We start from the raw sequence: 19,865 nt of genomic DNA on the forward strand, positions 1-19,865 counted from the left end.
GCACCACAGTTCCCTCTATCTGACAGGTATCATGGACAATATTTTCTCGATGCAGCAGTCGATCGTTGCCGACAATGACCAAACGGTTTTCGACTTTTGCTTGAATACCGCAGCCTGCAATCTCTGTGTAGTCAGAAATAATTGATTCATGAATCGGCTGGCTGTAGGCTTCTCGAATCGATTTAGCGATCGGGTGATTAGAGTGTGATTCTGCTGCTGCGGCTAGTCGTAGTAAATCGTCTTGATTGAAACCGTTGTAGGGCACAATCTGAGAAACTTTGAACACCCCCTCGGTCAACGTGCCAGTCTTGTCAAATGCGATCGCGGTGACAGCCGCTAACACATCTAAAAACGCTGATCCTTTGACCAAAATGCCTCGTTTGGCCGCTCCTCCAATCCCGCCAAAGTAGCCCAGGGGAATGCTGATCACGAGTCCACAGGGGCAAGAAATTACCAATAGCACCAAGGCTCGATAGATCCATTCTCTGGAAGTTGCACCTGAAATCAGCAAGGGAGGCAATAGCGCCACTGCCAGCGATAAAAATACAACAATGGGCGTGTAACGCTGGGCAAATTGAGTGATGAACTTCTGAGTTTCCGCTTTTTTGCTGCTGGCGTTTTCAACCAGGTTCAAAATCTTAGCAATGGAGGATTCCTCAAAGCGTTTTGTAACCTCTACAGTTAGAAGCCCAGTTTGATTGATCATTCCTGCCAGGATTGCTCCTCCCTGGTCAATGGTTCGAGGAACGGACTCGCCCGTGAGCGCAGAAGTATCGACCTGCGACTTGCCTTCTAAAACTTCACCATCCAGTGGCACCTTTTCCCCTGGTTTGACCAGAATAGTATCGCCAACATTCACAGAGTCTGGGGGAACCGTTTGAACACCATGCTCAGTTTTAAGGTGGGCAGAGTCAGGGCGAACTTCTAAGAGCGATTTGATAGAGCGACGGGACTGACTCACCGCCATCTCCTGAAACAATTCTCCTACCTTAAAAAACAGCATCACGCCCACCGCTTCGGGTAGTTGATGAATGGCGATCGCCCCCAAAGTTGCCACCGTCATCAAAAAGTTCTCATCAAACGCTCGCCCCTTGAGCAAATTACGTCCAGCACTCGTCAACACACTCCAACCGCTAATCAAATAGGCTGGGATAAATAGGGCATACTCGCCAATTGAGAAAAAGGTATTGTGTAGGGGGCTTTCAAAGACCATTCCTAGACTCAACAGAGCTATCACTACAACCAACGGCAATAGTTCTCGCTTTAAGTTGAAATCTGCGGCACCGTGGTCATGATCGTGGTCATGGTCTTGAGGAGGTCGATCGTGATGATTGTCACGACAGCTACAGCAGCTTGAAGGTGAAGGTTTCATAAGCTGATTGGGACTAGAGAAATATTGGTTCTGATTATAGTCAATTAAAGTAACATCTGAACATATATTCATAGATTCAGAATGATAATCATTGTGAGGCTTCAAGGGAAGTGCTTTGCTGTTGAGGTAGAAGCGACGGTTCAAACTGGACTCAAGCCTCTAAATTTGACTTCATGACCTCAATTCACGATCGCTCAAAACCCTACTGTGAGCCTTCAAAAGATAGTTTGGATTACGAACTGTAATGGAATAGCCCAGGTAAATGAGCATCGCTGAGGCAACCATAATTGGGACGGCCAGAGGAAAGAAAAGGGCATGGCGCGGATCATTTCTGAATAACTTGCGGATGCGATCGCTAAAAATCTGAATTTTCCCCTGACTCGACATAGCGGGATCGTTGACTTTTTGAAATCCTCGCGCTCTGAGAATTCGCTTTTGCCAATAGTAATCATGCCCAATCAGCAAAAATCGCCAAAAGAAATGAGATAGCCCGTTGGGAGGGGCGTGGGTCGCTCGTGCTTGGGGCTGTCGCCAAATGGTGTAAGCCTTCTCAGATAGCTCCTGAGCGTGAATGACACAGTTGCCTCGATAAAGCGGCAGATCGGTGGGGATGGGGTTGGCTAAGAGAAACGATCGCCGAAACGCCACGTTATTCAAAAAGTACTGAGAACTGGGGATCAGGGTTTTCTGACCGGAATATTGCGGAAAAATGTAAGTCATAGACATCGCTGTCGCATAAGGGCCAACGCCGCGAGTGGTGGTTTCTCCAGCGATAATTTGGGGGGCAGAGGCGTGAGAAAAACTGGTGAGCATTGTTCTCAACCAGGTTGGCTCGTAGATGCAGTCTGAGTCGTAGTAAACAATGATGTCGCCTGTTGCCAGCGTTGCCCCTAGCATTTTGGAGCCATAGTAGCCTGTCCCTGGAGGTGCCTCGTGAACCTTGATCCAGGCATATTGTTGACACAAGTGATCGAGCAACTCAGTTGGCGTATCTCCACTGTCGATCAGCAACACCTCATTGGCACAGGTCGGGGGCGGATCTTGTTGCGCTAAAGATTCGATCGACTTCACCAATCCATTGAAATCCGCATTTGCCAAATTCTCAGTTTCGAGAATGATCGAAAAACTCAACCCCTCAACCGTTTTTACATCCCACTGACGCGCCTCACCCCTCACCCCGCACACCTCACTTTATCGACGAAACTTTTGCGAATAAAACGACGCGGATTCTTCTCCGATCGCACACTCCTGCGTAAACTGAATCAGATGATGGGCCACCAATCCGATGTGAATCACCTGTTCGATTTGTCCTTTTTGCAGCGCAGGTTTGGCCATTTTCCAGAACGTTTTGCGATAGTTGCCCAACACGCCCACCCGCAGTAAAATCTTGCTCAACATCGTCAAACCCTTGAGGATATTCGCTTTTGACACCCGCGCTGGACTGTTGGGCACCTGAATGCGATTGGGATAGGTGTGTTCGCACTGATAAGCAAATCGCTCAAATAAAAATTCGGGATCGTAAGCCTCAGTGATGCACCGCTGCCACATTTCGATGACTCGATCGTAAGGCATCAAAAACGCCACATTCGATTCTCGTCCCTCGTCCAAAATCAGTCGTCCTTCTGCCTCAAGCCGTCGCCAGAGAGGAGTCTTGGGCAACGCATACAGCAGATTGATCGTCAACATGGGAATCTGAGAAAGCCGGATAAATTCTAGAATGCGATCGCCCGTTTCTGGCGTGTCGGTATCCAATCCCAAAATAATCCCAGAAACCACCTCCATGCCGTATCGATTTAACGTTTTCACCGCCTCGACGATCGGCATACTCAAATTCTGGTCTTTAGAAATCGACTTCAGCGCTTGCGGCTCTGGCGTCTCGATCCCACAAAAAACGGTGCAAAAATACGCTTCCCGCATCATTTCCAGCAGTTTTGGACTCTGGGCCAGATTGAGCGTCGCTTCACAGGCAAACTGTACAGGATAGCCATTTTGTTTTTGCCAGTCGATCAGATGGGGTAACAGATTCATCACGGCGCGGCGATCGCCCACAAAGTTGTCATCCACAAAATACACAGCCCCCGGATTGCCCACCTTGAGCATGGCATCTAGCTCACGCATCACTTGTTCTGGCGTTTTCATTCGAGGATTGCGCCCGTAGAGTTCGGGAATGTCACAGAACTCACAGCGGTAAGGGCACCCACTCGAAAACTGAATGTTGGTCAAAAAATAGCGATTTAATTCTAGCTTGTCGTAGGCGGGAACCGGAAAATCACTCAAGGGCAGCCGATTCTGCGTCTCAAACCGAAGCTGCTGATCGGGACGTTCAATCCTCTGATCCAACCATTTGATCAAGCGATCGGTCGCGTCTCCCAATTCGCCAATGTGCAAAATATCAAAGTCAGGATAATACTCTGGACAGCCTGAAACCGATGGCCCGCCCACGATCGTCAGCTTTCCTGCCTGATGCGCCAGTTGGTTAATTCGATTAATTTGAGGACGCTGAATGTGCATTCCACTTACGATCACAACATCAGCCCACTGATAATCGCTGGGAGTTGTTGCTCGCACATTTTCGTCCACAAATCGCACGTCCCACGCTTGGGGTAAATAAGCGGCCACAATCAACAGACCCTGCGGCGGCATAAAGGCTCGCACATTCCGCATCAAGGGGTAGGCGTGGTGCAGTGTGCCAAACGATCGACTGTATTCAGGAAATACACACAGAACTTTGCGATGGTTTTGTGGCGTATAAAACTTTTGTCTGGAATCAAAAGAATGGTTAGAAGTCGTCTCTTGGGAAGATGCAAGCAAACCTGTCATTTCGGTTCCTTCTCACACAACAAAGAAGAGGGCTTAGAGGTTTTGGTCAACCTACCCAATTATGAAGTGAACTCCTTTGTTACGCCAGACGAGATCGCCCATTCAATTCCTGACCCCAGTGCAACCTGCCAAATCTAAGGAGACCGAACCCGAAATGAAGACTACCTGACTGCTTCATCCCTCATCCCTCATCCCTCATCCTTCATCCCTCCTCGCAAGCGGATTACCCCAAAAGGGGGAACAGATCATCAAAGTTCTCCCTCATCCCTACTAAAGCGCTCTCCCTTCTGCCGTATCTCGAATCAAAGGCAATCGTTGTTGAATGTAAGAATTGAGATAAACGGCGGCTTGATCGTCGATCGGCTGCTGATCTGTAAATTGGTTGAGCAACAACTGCACCAGAGCCGAGTCTTCAAACTGAAGCAGGATGGTGGTTTGGGTCGATTCGATCAGTGTCCACAGACGACGAATCATGGTTGGAGTCAGCATAGATTCTGTATCTCTTAAGATTTTCTTTATATTTACACAGTTTTTCAGTTTGTGGTGAGTTTTGACACAACATTCACGGATCAATACAGAACGACACGATCACGAGAGCAGCGGCTTCAACGCTTACAACGTCTGCATTTCATGGCTTTCGCGATTCACTGATTCAATCCAATAAATCCCAGACTTGTCAACCGCTAAAGAGAGAAATCTCAGCAAGTCTAGTAAGAGATTTTGGACGCTGAACTTTAGACCTTGAACTCTAGATTTTGGAAAAAGTAGTTTTAGAGGCCTTTAATTTTCGGTGCCTCGGTCTTCTGTCAAAGGTTTAACGCCTAAAGCTCTTCCGCAGATTTTTCGTAGAATTTGCACTGTTCGCACAGCCCAGCGGGATTAACTGCACAGCGAATCAGTTCAGAATGGGCGTTAAACCGACAGGTAGCATCTCCCAACACCCAACGCCCCTCAAATAAAGTTCGTTCACTCGGACGTTGAACCACCTGCACATACAGCGCAACTTTGTGAAGATGATAGCGCCCTGCCTTAAGCTGATAGCGATGATGGCGCTCTAAGACTGCGTAAGTTTCGCCCTCCACATCGAGATAGGCTCCTGGTTGAGGTGACCAATCCAATTGCAGCATCTTGATCGTGCGAAGCGGATGCGTCAAAATCAACTCCGTCGGCAGTGAGGGTTGCTCCATAGGGATAGAGGTGTTGTGGCTGACATCAAAGCTTCTTGATGGTATCGCGATCGTTCCCAAGATGACTTTGAGTTTAGATTCTGCACAGAATTAGTGAGGGGTGAGGCGTAAAGAGCATCCACAAACCCCACTAAACAAACCCCACTTTTTTCCTCACTTTTGCGCTACCGTCTCCCATGCCACGGGTTGACCTGCAAGACACCACTGGGTTTGAAGACAACTTTAAACGAAGCCAGCGATTCAGAAGGAGTCGCGTTTGGATCGGCTGGCTTGCTCAGTTGTGGAAGAGGCGTAGCTTTGGTGTTGTCGTTGGCGAGTTGGCTGTCAGGCTCATAGTCAGCGATCGTGCCATCTGCTTTGACCCTGACACGAAACACCAAATCTTTTTCAAACGAAGGCGTTCCCTTCCAGTTTTGGTCGATCTGGTCGTACAGTTTGGGCTGCAAGTTCTCAAGCTGAGACTTTTCTGTAATCTCTACAGGTGATCCCGAAACAGCACTCACCGCTGCCTCCGGGCTGGGCAATGCCTCCGGACTGGGAGAATCCGCCACCTGCGGGCTGGGCGATGTTTCAGGAACAGGCGAAGCGCTGACAGAAGCCCCTTCCCAGGGAGTCACTTCTAGCTTGCCTTGGGGCGTAAAGATTACTTTGAACTGAGCGATCGGGTCTTGAGACGGCACACTTCCCCCGACTGGCAGGTAGAGCAAATCCAATAGGGGCGTTTGTTTTACCTGGTCGAGTGCGGCTTGATTGTCGGGTTTGTAGCCCACGATCGCGCCATCTTTACCCACGCCGACTCGATAGACCAAGTTTTCTGTAAAGGTTGGAGTTGCCTTCCATTTGCTGCTGATTTGATCAGTGAGCTTTTGTCTCAAAGCATCCAACTCTTGAGGGTCGGTGATCGCAGGAGCCGCGTTCAAGGCAGTTTCTAACTGAGCCAGGTCGGGCGAGGCAGTGGCGATCGGGCTAGAAGTCGGACTGGCCGTTGGGCTAGAAGTCGGACTGACCGCGACGCTGGGGCTGACCGCAGGACTGGCCGTTGGATTGGGCGAGGCGGTCGAAGTCGGACATTCTCCAGCCGTCAAACAGGCGGGTTTGTTGACTCTGGGCATGGGCAACGCGAGAAAAGCGATCGCCGCCAGCGCTAATCCAGACACTCCGATCGCCGCTGGAACAGCCTGCTTGGACACAGATTCACGAGACCCGGCATACTTTTTGGGCACTGGGGCCAGATTGAGCGACCAGAACGGTAAGGTTTGGGTATCAGCCACAAACTGGTCGATCGCTTCTACCAGATCAAAGAGTTGAACGGTATTGATATCAACCGCTTGAGCAGAAGTCGTTTTGTGGTCGGCGCTGGGTTCTACACTGATGCGGTGATGGGTGCGGTTGATCCGCTCTAACTTCACAAACGAAGGCTTATCGCTGTAGGTGTGGCGCGGCAAATGGACTCCACTCAAAAATTCTTGAGCATACAAGCTCACCGCCGTCACCAAACTTTCAAAGAACTCACGCCCTCCGCTCAAAGGCTTTTCTTGACCTGGGAGATGGCATTCTGCATTGATCAGCAGAGACATGACGGGACGAAACTCAGTTTGAGCCGCCGCTGCATCAGACAACCCCTCCAAAACCAGGGTGCAATTGGGCAAACTGTACTGGCGCTGGATGGTCATGACACTTCTCCGTCAAACAAGCTGATCCACAAACGCTGTATTCCTGACGTTCCGGTGCAAAACAGCAGTTGTCCGAGCAATTCGAGCGCCAGTTCATTCAGCGTTTCGTCAGAACTGTACGCCATCACGCCCGCACGACGCGAATTCATTCGGCTGCGAAAATGGGCGCGGAAGCGTTCTAAATACTCAGCCAGTCGGAAATGATGATCAGGAGAAAGCTGTTTGTCGCTGAGTTGCTGATAAGCGAGGAGCAATTGGCGAATCAAAACCGTCAGCCGCCGGGCCAGAGAGCAGGTGATCACCACCAGGGCTTTTGCTTCTAGTAAGGTCAAAGGTCGGCGCTGGCTGTAGCGTCTAAAGGGGTTGGTGCTGCGTAATCTCCAGAGAACTACCCGATTTTTGATCACGCTCCGAAGATCTAGATCAGCGGCAACCGCCAAAATTGCTTCTGAGCCACCCAGATCTAACGCCTCGATCGCCAGCAGCAGCAAATCGATCTGTAACCGAGTCCGCCGGGGACAAACACCCTCTGAGACGGGCGGATCGGGCAAACTGTCTAAAATTAGCGGAGTTGTCGGGGCGGATGGACTATTCAACTGCATTACGCTCACGGAAACACTCATTCCAATTGCGAGTAGGGGGTCTGTCGAAGGCGATCGGAAAACAAAAGTCGTCAATCTGGATACAGATTAATTTCTCAAAGTTCCTGTTTCCAGGCTGGGCAATTTGGCTCAACAATTAACCCTAGTGGCTCAACATCCAGAAGCATTCTACCGAAATCAGGATCTCAGGTGAAAAATCCTGGAAATTAACGAGAATCCTTGCCATTTGTTAGTCAACAATTTAAGAAGGAGCCTGCGCCCATGCCAATTTAGCAGCAGAAACGTTAAAATTCCGAACTATATTGCAGAGTGCCTCGTTTAGAAGAACATCTAACCCACGTTTGAGGGATTAGAACGTCCAACATTCAATTCTAAGGTTTCTTTGAAAATACGTGTAAAAAATATTCAGAGATAGGTGGATTCATTTACTCATTCCCGATTGATCGGTGCAGCAGAGATGGGAGAATAGAAAAATTGGGTCGAATAGGGACGTAGCTCACTTCGTACCTACAGCCAAGTTGATAGGAAATAGGGAAATGCTCAAACGATTCGTCGCGGTATTGCTGGTGGTCTTTAGTCTCGGTTTGCAGGGCTGTGTGTCGGGAGTCGGCGGCTTAAAAAGCTTTGCAGACAGTACGGATGGCTATCGGTTTTTGTACCCCAACGGTTGGTCGCAGGTGCAGGTTGCCAACGGCCCGGATGTGGTGTTTCACGATATTATCCAGCCGACGGAGAATGTCAGCGTTGTGATCAATCCTACGCAGGGTCAGAAAAAACTGACGGATCTGGGGACTCCGAGTGAAGTGGGCTATCGATTGGGCAAGAGCGCGATCGCTCCTCCCGATTCTGGACGCACCGCCGAACTGGTCAATGCTGAGGAGCGCGAGGTAGGGGACAAGCTCTATTATTTACTGGAATATGTGGTGAAACTGCCCAACAATCAAGAGCGGCACAATCTAGCCAGCGCCACCGTTTATCGCGGTAAACTTTACACCTTCAACGCTTCGACTCCAGAAGATCGCTGGGGCAGAATGAAGGATCTTTTGCAATTGGCTGTCAAATCTTTTTCGGTCGATTAGTTCTGGCTTAGGTGAGCTAAATTGTCTAATCAGTGGTTGCTGATCCAATTTTCTTCATGACACCTTCTCTCTTTGTTTTGGCCTCTGCTTCGCCGGCCCGTAGACGGCTCCTAAAAATGGTGGGCATTGATGCGATCGGTCATCCCAGCAATTTTGATGAATCTTTGGTGAAGTCAGATGATCCTGCGGAGTTGGTCAAAATTCTGGCAGAACAAAAGGCGGCAACCTCAATGCAAACGCTCTGGGACAAGCGGGGAGAGTTGCAGTTGGCTGGCTTGGGGCGGCTGTTTTCTCGCACCCCTGGTGTGATTTTGGGATGCGATTCGGTGCTGTCTATCAAGGGCGAAATCCACGGCAAGCCAGATAACCCCCAGGAAGCAATTGCCCGCTGGAAACTAATGCGCGGTCAGATGGGTGAACTCTACACGGGTCACGCGCTCTTCTCAGCCTATTCAGAACAAGGAACGCTGATGCCTCCCTCACCGATCGTGCGCGCTCAAATGACGCGGGTGTTTTTTGCGGATGTGAGCGATCGTCAAATCGCCGCCTATGTCGCTACCGGGGAACCGCTCAGTTGTGCTGGATGTTTTGCACTAGAAGGGAAGGGAAGTCTGTTTATCGAAAAAATTGAGGGTTGTCATACAAATGTCATTGGGTTGAGTATGCCGCTTCTTAGACAAATGCTGGCAGAATTGGGGCATGACGTAACGGACTTTTGGGCATCTTGAGTTTTGAAGATCTTAAGTTTAAGGATCTTAAGTTTAAAGATTTCACCAGTTCCTCGAATCAATACTTAGACTGGTAGCAATTCAGAATCCTGGTATGACTCAACCGTGACCGCGATGAACCGTCCGCCCGCTAGTTTCTCTAACTTTCGCTCTGATGTATTACACAACACATACTTAGGGCAGATCTGTGGTTCTCAACAGTTGTTTCGCGATCGCTATGAGATCCACAAGATTTTGGGCAGAGGCGGCTTTGGCGTAACGTTTTTGGCGCGCGATCGCAAACTGCCAGCCCAACCCTGGTGTGTGATCAAGCAACTGTGCCCCAAAGTCCAAGATCCTGCTTCTCTCAAAAAGGCTCGCCAACGGTTTGAGCAGGAGGCCAAAACCCTCAGTAAGCTGGGTTGTCATTCTCAAATTCCGCAACTGCTGGACTACTTTGAGGTAAATGGCGAGTTTTATCTAGTGCAGGAATACATTCGCGGCAGCACATTGAATAAAGAAGTGCGGCGATCGGGCTTATTTTCAGAAGCAGAAGTCAAAGATTTTTTGGTGGAGTTTTTGCCGCTGTTGCAGTACGTTCACAAAAATCGCGTCATTCATCGAGACATCAAGCCGCCCAATCTATTGCGCTGTGAAGACGACGGACGGCTGGTATTAATCGATTTTGGAGCGGTCAAAGAACGGATTATCGGCATTGAGCAGTCCAGCGTTCGCACTTCAACTCAGTTTGTGGGTACGGTTGGGTTTGCGCCGCCAGAGCAGTTGTCGATGCGTCCTTTGTTTGCCAGCGATGTGTATGCGTTGGGCATGACCTGTCTCTATTTGTTGACGGGCAAGGCACCTCTGGAGTTTGAGTACGAATTTACAACGGGTGAGGTGAAGTGGCGCGGTCTGGTGCGAGTCAGCGACCATTTTGCAAAAGTTTTGGACAAGATGCTGAGGATTTCTCCTCGCGATCGCTACCAATCTGCCGAAGAAGTGCTGCGATCGATCGAACTAGAACCCTACCTCGATCATCTTTTGCCCTGCATGACGAGTCAGCCTCGCTCCTCCAGTGGTCTGCCATCGACCAACAATCAGGGCTACATTCCCCCTTTGATTCGGACGGCGATCGCGATTCGCGAGTGGCAAGAGCGTTTGCAAGCGAGACGAGAACTCCAGGCGGCGATCGAGCAGTTGTCTTCGGAAGGGTGATTGCAGGGGTTTGTCGGGTAGGGCGATTGCGCTTTCAGTGCATTCACATTGTTTCAAACTTCTGTGATCGCACACTTTACGACTTTTTTGCGGTTTTGGAGCGGCGCGATCGTGGTTTTGGCTCCGATTTGGCGGGCTGTTCAGACTGCGCTTCAGAATTCACCGAGACAGAGGGCGTTTCTCGAAGTGTGGCGGCCTGAGCCAAGAGCGATTCTGCAAACGCATAAGCTGCCCCATCCGTGGAGCCATTGTGGTCGCCGTTAGACTGTCCGCCCGCCAATTGAGCCAATTCTTGCTGACGCTGCTGGCGATCGAGTTGATTCACCCTGACCACCGTTCGCACCTCTGAAGCGGTAGCCAAAGGTTCAGACATCGAATCAGCACTCGACCCATTCTGCGCTGCTTTTTTCTGTTTTTTGGTTCCCGTTCCCGAATGCCCGTTGCCCAGATCGATCACCTGCTTGTCTACATGAAAGTGCTGGTCGGCCATCGCCGCAACGATCGGCTGGTGAGTCACACAGAGCACTTGATGGTGACGGCTGAGTTGATGGAGTTTTTCGGCGATCGCCTGGGCTACTCGTCCCGAAACGCCAACATCAATTTCGTCAAAAACCAGCGTGCCCACCGATTCGACTTGAGAAAAGCAGGCCTGTAGCGCCAAAAGAAAGCGACTCATCTCACCGCCAGAAGCGGTCTCCGTCAAAGGTTGCAACGGTTCGCCAGGGTTGGGGCTAAACAGATAGGTGATGCGATCGGCTCCTCCGGGTGTGGGAGCGATCGACGTAATGCCGACTTGAAACTGCACTTTCTCCATTGCGAGAGGTTTGAGTTCGGCGATCAGGCGATTTTCGAGATCTTGGGCGGCCGTCTGTCGCAGTTGGGTGAGTTTCTCGCAGGTTTGAGTCAGGTCAGCTTTGCGCGCTTCGGCTGTTTTTTCCAGATCTTCGAGCGATTGTCCGGCTCCGGTGATCTCTTCGAGTTCGGTTTGGAGAGACTGCTGAAGGGCGATCGCTTCCCCCAAGGTCGGGCCGTATTTTCGGCAAATTTGTTTGAGTTCGATGATGCGCTCTTCGACTTCTTGTAAACGTTGAGGATCGGTTTCTAAATCGTCTCCGTAGGCGTTGATTTCTTGCCCTGCTTCTTGCACTTGAGCCAGCGCCGACGTGACTAGTTCCAAAATCGGCCGAAGCTGTTCGTCGTAGCGCAACATATCTGTCAGCAGCGATTCAGCCTTAGCCAACAGATCAGAACACGCCTTGTCTCCGGTTTCATTTTGATAGAGTGCCTGATACACCTGATAGCTTTGCTGCTGTAGCTCGACGCTGTGTCCAAGACGTTTGCGTTCTTGTTCAAGCTGCTCCAATTCATCAGGATCGCTCAAACTGGCTGCATTCAATTCACGAAGCTGATACTCAAATAAGTCAAGCTGTTGCAGGCGTTGCTGCTCGGACTGGCGACGTTTCTCTAGCGCTTGAGAGGCTTGCTGGTAGAGAGAATATGCCACGCTAACTTTTTCTCGCTGTTTGAGCAAAGCGCTACCGCCAAAACTGTCTAGCCAATCGCGCTGTAATCCAGGCTGACCCAGTTGCACCGTTTGCCCTTGGGCGGTGATTTCAACCAGACGATCGCGCAGCGACTCCATTTGCTGTTTGTTGACGAGAATGCCATTCACCCGCGATCGATTGCGAGCGGGACTGGCCACAATTTCTCGACTACAGATTAGAGAATTGCCCTCGATCGGCTCAATTTGCTCTTTAGACAACCACGCTTCAAGACTGGGATCAAGCTGAAATGTGGCTTCGATCGCCGCCCGGTCTGCCCCAGTACGCACGGCTCGACTGGTAACTTTGCCACCAAGGGCTGCGTCGATCGCGTCTAAAATAATCGATTTTCCTGCACCCGTCTCCCCGGTCAAAACGTGCAAGCCTGAACCAAACTCCAGTTCTAGCTGGTCAATCAACGCAAAATTTTCGATCCGCAAAGACAGCAACATGGGCAACTTTCAGGCTGAGGGCAAACCGTCGATCGATCCTATGGTTGATCCATCCGAATCTAACAAGCGATTTTTGTCTGTAAAAAGCTTTTCTAGAGCAATTTGGGCCGTGCAGGCACCTAACTTTATGTTAACTGTCACCGAACGTCTGAAGACTTCTTTTTAGTGCGGCTGATAGTAAATTTGTCCTAAACCCAGGGAAGAGGACGTTTCAGGCTTTTTGAAGAGGGAGAATCTCGCGATCGACGCTAACTTGAGAAAAGTTGAATCCCGACAGGGCAGTTTTCCTGATCAGATCGTTCGGAAATCCAGAAGGCTCAATTGCTTTCGGATTCGTGAAGAAATGATTAACTGGAATCAGGAGAATGTTCCTCTAGAGTTGTTACAATACTTCACATTAAGGCTTATCTGGTTTCCACTCATGAATGTCACGAACGTCAAGCCTGCTTCTGCTGAACCCGCGATCGCTCCCTCTTATGGTGCTGATTTTGAATCAAGCTTGCCGATCGTCTTGACTCAAGAGGAACTTAGACCGACGTTGGCTCAATTGCCAGCTTTGCAGTATGACCCAGACGTGATTGCGGCTGAATATCGCCAGCGTCCTTTGAGCGTCTGGGGTCGAGCGCTGAGTATCTTTTTGCCGTTTCTAGTGTTTGGTCTGCGGTTGTGGGTCGATCGCTTCACAGGCAATCAAAATAATCAGCAAAAGCAAGCGGTTCACCTGAGAGAAATGCTGACTCGATTGGGGCCAGCTTTCATCAAAATTGGACAAGCGCTGTCTACTCGCCCCGACTTGGTGCCCCCTGATTATCTAGAAGAACTCACCAAGCTACAGGATCAGTTGCCTCCCTTTCCCAACGAGATTGCCTTTCAGTTTATTGAGGAAGAATTGGGCGATCGTCCTGAAGTGATCTACGCAGAATTGAGCGCGTTGCCGATCGCCGCCGCTTCTTTAGGACAGGTTTATAAAGGCAAACTCAAGACTGGGGAAACCGTTGCGGTTAAAGTTCAGCGCCCCGGACTGGCCCAAAATATCGCACTGGATATGTACATCCTTAGAGGATTGGCGGTCTGGGCGATGAAAAATATTAAGCGTGTCAAAAGTGATCTTGTAGCCATCACCGATGAGCTTGCGACCCGCATCTTTGAAGAATTGGACTACACCCAGGAAGGCCGCAACGCCGAGCGGTTTGCTGAACTCTATGGGCACATGCCAGAAATCTACGTTCCTCAAATCTATTGGCAGTACACGGGTCGGCGCGTTTTGACAATGGAGTGGATCACCGGAACCAAGCTCACTCAATTAGACGAAATCAAAGCGCAGGGCATCGATCCCACTCACTTAATCGATTTAGGAGTCCAGTGTTCGCTGCGGCAGCTATTAGAAAGTGGGTTTTTTCATGCCGATCCCCATCCAGGCAACCTGTTAGCGATGGCTGACGGACGACTCGCCTACCTGGATTTTGGCATGATGAGCGAAATTAAGCCTTATCAACGGTATGGATTAATCGAAGCGATCGTTCACTTGGTCAATCGAGACTTTGAAGGTCTGGCCAGAGACTATGTAAATTTAGAGTTTCTCTCGCCGACGACTGATCTGAGTCCAATCATTCCTGCCCTGGCTGAAGTCTTTAATGATGCGTTGGGGGCAAGCGTTGCCGAAATCAACATCAAAAGCATTACCGATAAGCTGTCTGGTCTGATGTATGACTATCCGTTTCAGGTTCCGGCATTTTTTGCGCTGATTATTCGATCGCTCGTCACCCTGGAAGGCATTGCGATTAAAGTTGATCCCGATTTCAAAGTTCTGAGCAAAGCCTATCCCTACGTGGCCAAGCGCTTGCTGACCGATCCGGCTCCCGAACTGCGGCTCTCTCTGCGCGATCTGTTGTTCAAAGACGGTAGCTTTCGCTGGAATCGATTAGAAAACCTGCTGAAGAACGCCCGCAGCAACCAGGATTATGATCTGGATCTGGCAATCAACCAGGCGGCTGACTTCTTATTTTCTGAGCGAGGCGACTTTATTCGCAACAATCTAGTCAATGAGATTATCAAGGGACTGGATACGATCGGGCAAACCGTGTGGCACAACTTAACCTACGGTCTGCGGGAGCGCGTTGGGCTGACCGTGGAGCGTCCTGCCATTCCTTCCGAAAATCAGCAAACCCTCGATCATCTCAAGCGCGTCTGGAATATCTTGCAGGAAACGCGCGGATTTGACCAGAACAAAGTACTTTTATTAGTGCCTCGACTATTAGCCAGACCCGAAACTCAGAAAATGGGACAACAGGTTGTGGGTGGACTTGCTCAGAGAGTGGCTGTTCGGCTTCTCCGTGAGTTCTTATTAGCGAACCAGCCAGATGTTCATAACGGTCACCCAATGCCCTTACCTGCATTGCCTCCCGTGAAAGGTTAGGCTTTTTCAACTAAAAGCAAGTTGCTTGGTGTCGGCTTCAATTAACCTACAGTAGGGGTAGTGCTTCTGTGGCTGCCCTTATTTTTTAGGTGAATCGGACTCTGGAGGCGGGTTGATCGGATCAGAAGAACGATCGAGTTCTTGTTTTTTGGACTCTAGCTCTTGGGCTAAAGACTCAAGTTCCTGTTTTTTGGACTCTAGCTGTTGGGACAAAGACTCAAACTGCTTCTTTTCGCGCTTCAGATCTTCTTCGAGGGATTGAATTTGTTCTCGGCGGGCTTCAAGTTCTAGGGCGCGGCGATCGAGTTCTTGACTTTGAAGGGTGAGAGATTGTCTCCATTGCTCGGCGCGTTCGGTTTCTTGATGCAAAAATGCGGGTGTAACCCCGTTAATCAAAAACTTTTGTACGAGATCGACCACCCAGTCCTTAGCATTTTGGATGCTGAGAACCTGTTGAGTATTAGACAGCTCGACCAGAACGAGCATATTTTCGCTGTAGACGTTTGCTTCTGATGCCAGGATTACTTCTTCTTCAGCATTAACGACCCAGATGTTTTCAGACTTCTGAGTTGCCAGCAAGTGTAAACCTGCCTTACCTAAATAGCCTTTTTTTTGAACTTGAGCCAAGTGCAGCATTACTTGTTCTCTCTACTTGTCTCTGTTGGGAACCACAATAAGAGTAATGTCTCCGCCTCTGCAAGGTCAGGTCAACCAGTTGCAAAGCTGTCTGTCTAAAATTTTATACCTTGGTAACGAAATAAAAAGTCGATCTGCCTCTAGATTACATTCTCAAGAGTCTTGTGTCGCAAGGCAGCAGTCGAAAGACAGAGAACAGCAAGGTCAAGTGGCGATCGCGCTATGCAAAATAGTATAACGCCACTCTAGACCGTCTGCTGTCATAGAAACTTGTCAGCTACAGGTTCAGAATGCCCTGAATAAAGGTCAGTTCGACACAGTTTTTTGCTTTGCTGTTGAGTGCTTCTACGCTGCAACTCCCTGGTTCTGGAAGCTTCGGGATGACAAAGGCGAAAAATTTCATCAAATTGAAATCTCTTTATTCGAGCCGATCGAGTTTTGCCCGTAGAATCTCCGCTTGCTTTTGGGCTTCGGCTAGAGCGTCTCGCGCAGCTTGCACGACTTCAGGAGGAGCTTTGTCTACAAATTTAGAATTGCTCAATCTTGCAGACAGGGCGTGAGTCTCGGCTTCCACTTTGTTGAGATCTTTCTCAGTTTTGGCCCGCATTGCCACGAGATCTACTAAACCTGCCAGCGGAATTGAGACTTGTACCGTTCCGACAACGCCAACGATCGTTTGCTCTGACTCCCCATCCACTGGAGAGGGCGCGATTTCGATCACTTGAGGCAGAGGGGACAGAGATTCTCCAACAATTTCGGTTTTAAGCTGTTGAATTTGGCGTGATAAGTGCTGACGATCGCTCCGACTCAGCAAGTTTCTCCGCGCAAACCAAACGCTGTAGGCGATCCCGACCAATTCAGTGAAAGTGGGTAACAGCGGAACTTGATGAATGCCTTCGACAATGCCGCCCAGGAGTTTGAGGGTGATCAGGGTCAGGAGAATGAATCCGATCGTCGAGAGAAACCGCCGATTTGTTTGAAGGAAGGACTCAACGCCTGTAAAAATCGTCTCCTCAGATTCAGAAACCTGCATTGTCTGAGTCTGAGTCTGAGTCAGAACATCGGGCTGGTTGACGGTCAGCGTCTTGACTTTACACAGGTCTTGAATGTAGGACTGACCCGCGATTAGAATCTGCTTTTCTGACGGACTCTCGGTTTGCAAAAAGGCATCGATTTTGGCTCCGGGCTTGATGTCTGCCTCGGCTCGCAGATTGCGAATTGTGCGAATCGTGCCAATGAGGAGATCAAACTGCTGCTCTAGAGAAGCGTCAATCCGGACGGGATCGGGCACTGGATAAGACTGGAGAGCAAGGGCTTTTCCCGACGATTCCTCAGTTTGAGTCAGGGTGTGCCAGATTTCCTCGGTGATGTGCGGCATGAAGGGGTGCAGCAGTTTCAAAATGCCTTCTAAAACCTGGGCGATCGTTTGTTGGGCAACCCTGCGAGAAGTCGCGTTCTCACTTTGAAATCGAGGTTTGACGAGTTCGATATACCAGTCGCAAAAATCGCCCCAAATGAATTCATACAGCAGTTTGGCTGACTCGCCCAAGCCGTAGTTGTCGAGATTGTCTCGAATCTGTTGAGAAATCTGGTTAAAGCGCGAGAGAATCCAGCGATCGCTCAGTTCTAATTGGTCGAAATCTGGTAGCCCTAACTGTTCTGGCGATTTGCCGTCCAGATTCATCAACACAAACCGCGAGGCGTTCCACAATTTGTTGGTGAAGTTGCGTGACGCTTCAACAGAAGCCGACTCATCCGTTTTGCGGTTGTATTCTAATCGAATGTCCTGCCCTGCTCCGGTGACTTCGCGAATCAGCGTGTAGCGCAGCGCATCTGTCCCATACTTGTCGATCAAAATCAGGGGATCGATGCCATTGTTGGCAGATTTAGACATCTTTTTGTTGTTTTCATCCCGCACCAGCCCGTGAATGTAAACCGTTTGGAAGGGCATTTTGTCTGTGAAGTGTTTGGCCATCATTGTCATCCGGGCGACCCAGAAGAAAATAATGTCAAAGCCTGTGACCAGCGTGGTAGTGGGATAGTAGCGATCGAAATCAGCCGTCTCTTGCGGCCAGCCCAGCGTCGAGAAGGGCCACAAACCAGCAGAAAACCAGGTATCCAATACGTCAGGATCTTGCTCTAACTGAACGGTTTCACCAAATAGCGCGATCGCTTTCTTTCTAGCCTCTGTTGCATCTCGCGCCACCATAAACGGGGTTTCATCGGTGATCACTCCGCCCGTTTCACTCACGGCATACCACGCGGGGATCTGATGCCCCCACCACAGTTGGCGAGAGATGCACCAGTCTTTCAGGCTGACCAACCAGTCTCGGTAAACTTTTGTCCAGCGATCGGGCACAAATCGCGGTGAAGATTGCTGATCCAAATCAGCTAAAGCCCGTTCTGCAAGGGGACGAATTTTGACAAACCATTGGGTCGAAAGCAGCGGCTCTATCGGAACTTTGCCACGATCGCTATAGGGAACCGTGTGCTTGTAATCCTCAATTTTGACTAACAGACCTTCTGCGTCGAGCCGCTTGACCACATTTTTGCGGGCGACGAAGCGATCCTGCCCCTGGAACTCTCCAGCGTTTTCGTTGAGCGTGCCGTCTTTGTTCAAAATGTTGATGAACTGCAAATTGTTGCGCTTGCCCATCTCAAAATCGTTGGGATCGTGGGCCGGAGTCACTTTCACGCAGCCCGTTCCAAAGCTGGGATCGACAAATTCATCGCCAATGATCGGAATTTCTCGATACACCAAAGGCAAAATCAGCGTTTGACCGATTAAATGTTTGTAGCGATCGTCCTGCGGATTAACGGCCACTGCGGTATCGCCCAACATCGTCTCAGGTCGGGTTGTCGCCACTTCGACATAGCCATCCCCATCCAAAAGCGGATACCTGAAATGCCAGAGATGACCGTTGACTTCTTGGTTTTCGACTTCGAGATCAGAAACAGCAGACTGACTCGCTGGGCACCAGTTGACCAAATATTTGCCCCGATAGATCAGCTTTTCTTCATAGAGCATAGCGAAAGCATTCAGCACCGCTTTTGATAGCCCTTCGTCCAGGGTGAATCGTTCGCGTGACCAATCGACCGAAACGCCCAGTCGCCGCAGTTGGTTGACGATCGTTCCCCCAGATTCGGCTTTCCACTTCCAAGCGCGATCTAGAAAAGCGTCTCGCCCCAAATCTTGCCGCGTCTTGCCTTCTGCCTTGAGCTGCCGCTCTAAAATCGTTTGCACTGCAATACTGGCGTGATCCGTTCCTGGAAGCCAGAGCGTGTTGCGTCCGATCATGCGGTGATAGCGTACCAACACATCGATCAGCGAACTTTCAAAAGCGTGGCCCATGTGCAAGCTACCCGTGACGTTGGGCGGCGGGATCACGACACAGTAAGGCTCGCCGGATGCATTGGGGTCAGCTTTAAAGACTTGATGTTCTTCCCAAAATTTCTGCCACTTGGCATCGGCGCTGGCGGGATCGTACTGGCTGGACAGCATGGGAGGCGTTGCGGTCATGGAAGGACTGGGGGCGTTTTTGCGTATTTAGCCATGATAAACCGGGAGGAGGCAAAGGGCGTGAGGTGAGGGTTAGTTTGCGGTTCCTGATTGGGTCTATTTTGTAGATTATTTTGGAAACTGGTTGGCACAGAGAATTTCGATCGCTTGATCTCCCGAAATTAGGCGCTTGAGAACGACTTGACCGATCGCGTTTTCTGGAGTCACGGTCACTGCAACCGGAGTTGGCTTGACTTCGACCATAAGAACAGCATCTTCAACGCGGTAAAGCCAGAGTTTTTCGTTGTTTTCCCAGATGCATACGGTCATTTGCTCGATTTGGGGCTTGCGTCTCCAGGCGATTTCGTTCCAAAGTCCGCCAAGTTCCCAGACGCGACCGACTTCCCACCCCTCCGAAAGGAAAAAATACTTCATGCAGATTGCGTCAACAGGCTGATAATTTGCTGTTCACCTTAGCGTGAAATGTCTGACCTCTCAGCAGATTGCACCAAATTTCGTAATGAGTCGGCGAGTCTGAAAGTTGTTTGTAAAGAGAATGTAAAAATACTCCCGATCTATTTGCGCTCTCCAATTTTCGGCGTTGCATAATAGAGGGATGAATGAGGGTATTGTACTATGCAGTGTCGATACTGTGGGTCTACTGAG

General features: G+C 49.9%; 15 protein-coding genes. 4 read left to right on the forward strand and 11 right to left on the reverse strand.

What is annotated here, in order from left to right; genetic code table 11:
• From ACJ2PR_RS29855 to ACJ2PR_RS29885, 7 genes are all read right to left on the reverse strand, one after another.
• Positions 1-1,372: heavy metal translocating P-type ATPase (locus ACJ2PR_RS29855; RefSeq protein WP_446879716.1), on the reverse strand; the 1,372-nt coding region annotated here is incomplete at its 3' end.
• Positions 1,373-1,543: 171 nt separating this feature from the next.
• The gene (locus ACJ2PR_RS29860; protein WP_446879717.1) at positions 1,544-2,548 is read right to left on the reverse strand and encodes a glycosyltransferase; all 1,005 of its coding nucleotides are present in this window, start codon (positions 2,546-2,548) and stop codon (positions 1,544-1,546) included.
• Between the two features lie 15 nt (positions 2,549-2,563).
• Positions 2,564-4,192, reverse strand: a complete 1,629-nt coding sequence (locus ACJ2PR_RS29865; protein WP_446879718.1) for a B12-binding domain-containing radical SAM protein — start codon at positions 4,190-4,192, stop codon at positions 2,564-2,566.
• 270 nt (positions 4,193-4,462) lie between these two features.
• Positions 4,463-4,681, reverse strand: coding sequence for a hypothetical protein (locus ACJ2PR_RS29870; protein WP_446859014.1), 219 nt, complete (start codon positions 4,679-4,681; stop codon positions 4,463-4,465).
• 332 nt (positions 4,682-5,013) lie between these two features.
• A complete protein-coding gene (locus ACJ2PR_RS29875) occupies positions 5,014-5,379 on the reverse strand; it encodes a DUF6464 family protein (RefSeq protein WP_446866693.1) in 366 nt (121 codons plus the stop codon).
• Between the two features lie 164 nt (positions 5,380-5,543).
• Positions 5,544-7,052, reverse strand: a complete 1,509-nt coding sequence (locus ACJ2PR_RS29880) for a DUF4335 domain-containing protein (protein ID WP_446879719.1) — start codon at positions 7,050-7,052, stop codon at positions 5,544-5,546.
• Positions 7,049-7,675: a DUF3038 domain-containing protein gene (locus tag ACJ2PR_RS29885; RefSeq protein ID WP_446859011.1), complete on the reverse strand. Its 627-nt coding sequence runs from the start codon at positions 7,673-7,675 to the stop codon at positions 7,049-7,051. Before ACJ2PR_RS29885 ends, ACJ2PR_RS29880 begins: the two co-directional genes overlap by 4 nt.
• A 515-nt stretch (positions 7,676-8,190) precedes the next feature.
• Here ACJ2PR_RS29885 and psbP point away from each other — a divergent pair.
• The 3 genes from psbP (at position 8,191) to ACJ2PR_RS29900 (ending at position 10,655) form a co-directional block, all read left to right on the forward strand.
• The gene (psbP, locus tag ACJ2PR_RS29890; protein WP_446866696.1) at positions 8,191-8,733 is read left to right on the forward strand and encodes a photosystem II reaction center PsbP; all 543 of its coding nucleotides are present in this window, start codon (positions 8,191-8,193) and stop codon (positions 8,731-8,733) included.
• A gap of 56 nt (positions 8,734-8,789) precedes the next feature.
• Entirely contained in the window at positions 8,790-9,461 is a 672-nt protein-coding gene (locus ACJ2PR_RS29895) for a nucleoside triphosphate pyrophosphatase (protein WP_446879720.1), read from the forward strand.
• A gap of 114 nt (positions 9,462-9,575) precedes the next feature.
• On the forward strand, positions 9,576-10,655 hold the full coding sequence (locus ACJ2PR_RS29900) for a protein kinase domain-containing protein (protein ID WP_446859008.1): 1,080 nt from the start codon (positions 9,576-9,578) through the stop codon (positions 10,653-10,655).
• Positions 10,656-10,731: 76 nt separating this feature from the next.
• Here ACJ2PR_RS29900 and recN read toward each other — a convergent pair whose 3' ends face one another.
• A complete protein-coding gene (recN, locus tag ACJ2PR_RS29905; protein ID WP_446879721.1) occupies positions 10,732-12,648 on the reverse strand; it encodes a DNA repair protein RecN in 1,917 nt (638 codons plus the stop codon).
• 421 nt (positions 12,649-13,069) lie between these two features.
• On the opposite strand from recN, the gene ACJ2PR_RS29910 reads away from it, so the two are divergent.
• The gene (locus ACJ2PR_RS29910) at positions 13,070-15,064 is read left to right on the forward strand and encodes an ABC1 kinase family protein (protein ID WP_446879722.1); all 1,995 of its coding nucleotides are present in this window, start codon (positions 13,070-13,072) and stop codon (positions 15,062-15,064) included.
• Between the two features lie 78 nt (positions 15,065-15,142).
• Here ACJ2PR_RS29910 and ACJ2PR_RS29915 read toward each other — a convergent pair whose 3' ends face one another.
• From ACJ2PR_RS29915 to ACJ2PR_RS29925, 3 genes are all read right to left on the reverse strand, one after another.
• On the reverse strand, positions 15,143-15,700 hold the full coding sequence (locus ACJ2PR_RS29915) for a hypothetical protein (RefSeq protein WP_446879723.1): 558 nt from the start codon (positions 15,698-15,700) through the stop codon (positions 15,143-15,145).
• A gap of 418 nt (positions 15,701-16,118) precedes the next feature.
• Positions 16,119-19,220, reverse strand: coding sequence for a valine--tRNA ligase (locus ACJ2PR_RS29920; RefSeq protein WP_446879724.1), 3,102 nt, complete (start codon positions 19,218-19,220; stop codon positions 16,119-16,121).
• A gap of 108 nt (positions 19,221-19,328) precedes the next feature.
• Positions 19,329-19,634: a hypothetical protein gene (locus ACJ2PR_RS29925; protein ID WP_446859002.1), complete on the reverse strand. Its 306-nt coding sequence runs from the start codon at positions 19,632-19,634 to the stop codon at positions 19,329-19,331.
• Positions 19,635-19,865: the final 231 nt, after the last annotated feature.

The organism is Phormidesmis sp. 146-33 (assembly GCF_052939515.1).

Bases quoted from the DNA above. Each gene is read 5' to 3' on its own strand.
- ACJ2PR_RS29865 (WP_446879718.1), bottom strand. From the start codon at position 4,192: ATGACAGGTTTGCTTGCATCTTCCCAAGAGACGACTTCTAACCATTCT.
- ACJ2PR_RS29870 (WP_446859014.1), bottom strand. From the start codon at position 4,681: ATGCTGACTCCAACCATGATTCGTCGTCTGTGGACACTGATCGAATCG.
- ACJ2PR_RS29875 (WP_446866693.1), bottom strand. From the start codon at position 5,379: ATGGAGCAACCCTCACTGCCGACGGAGTTGATTTTGACGCATCCGCTT.
- ACJ2PR_RS29880 (WP_446879719.1), bottom strand. From the start codon at position 7,052: ATGACCATCCAGCGCCAGTACAGTTTGCCCAATTGCACCCTGGTTTTG.
- ACJ2PR_RS29885 (WP_446859011.1), bottom strand. From the start codon at position 7,675: ATGAGTGTTTCCGTGAGCGTAATGCAGTTGAATAGTCCATCCGCCCCG.
- psbP (WP_446866696.1), top strand. From the start codon at position 8,191: ATGCTCAAACGATTCGTCGCGGTATTGCTGGTGGTCTTTAGTCTCGGT.
- ACJ2PR_RS29895 (WP_446879720.1), top strand. From the start codon at position 8,790: ATGACACCTTCTCTCTTTGTTTTGGCCTCTGCTTCGCCGGCCCGTAGA.
- ACJ2PR_RS29900 (WP_446859008.1), top strand. From the start codon at position 9,576: ATGAACCGTCCGCCCGCTAGTTTCTCTAACTTTCGCTCTGATGTATTA.
- recN (WP_446879721.1), bottom strand. From the start codon at position 12,648: ATGTTGCTGTCTTTGCGGATCGAAAATTTTGCGTTGATTGACCAGCTA.
- ACJ2PR_RS29910 (WP_446879722.1), top strand. From the start codon at position 13,070: ATGAATGTCACGAACGTCAAGCCTGCTTCTGCTGAACCCGCGATCGCT.
- ACJ2PR_RS29915 (WP_446879723.1), bottom strand. From the start codon at position 15,700: ATGCTGCACTTGGCTCAAGTTCAAAAAAAAGGCTATTTAGGTAAGGCA.
- ACJ2PR_RS29920 (WP_446879724.1), bottom strand. From the start codon at position 19,220: ATGACCGCAACGCCTCCCATGCTGTCCAGCCAGTACGATCCCGCCAGC.
- ACJ2PR_RS29925 (WP_446859002.1), bottom strand. From the start codon at position 19,634: ATGAAGTATTTTTTCCTTTCGGAGGGGTGGGAAGTCGGTCGCGTCTGG.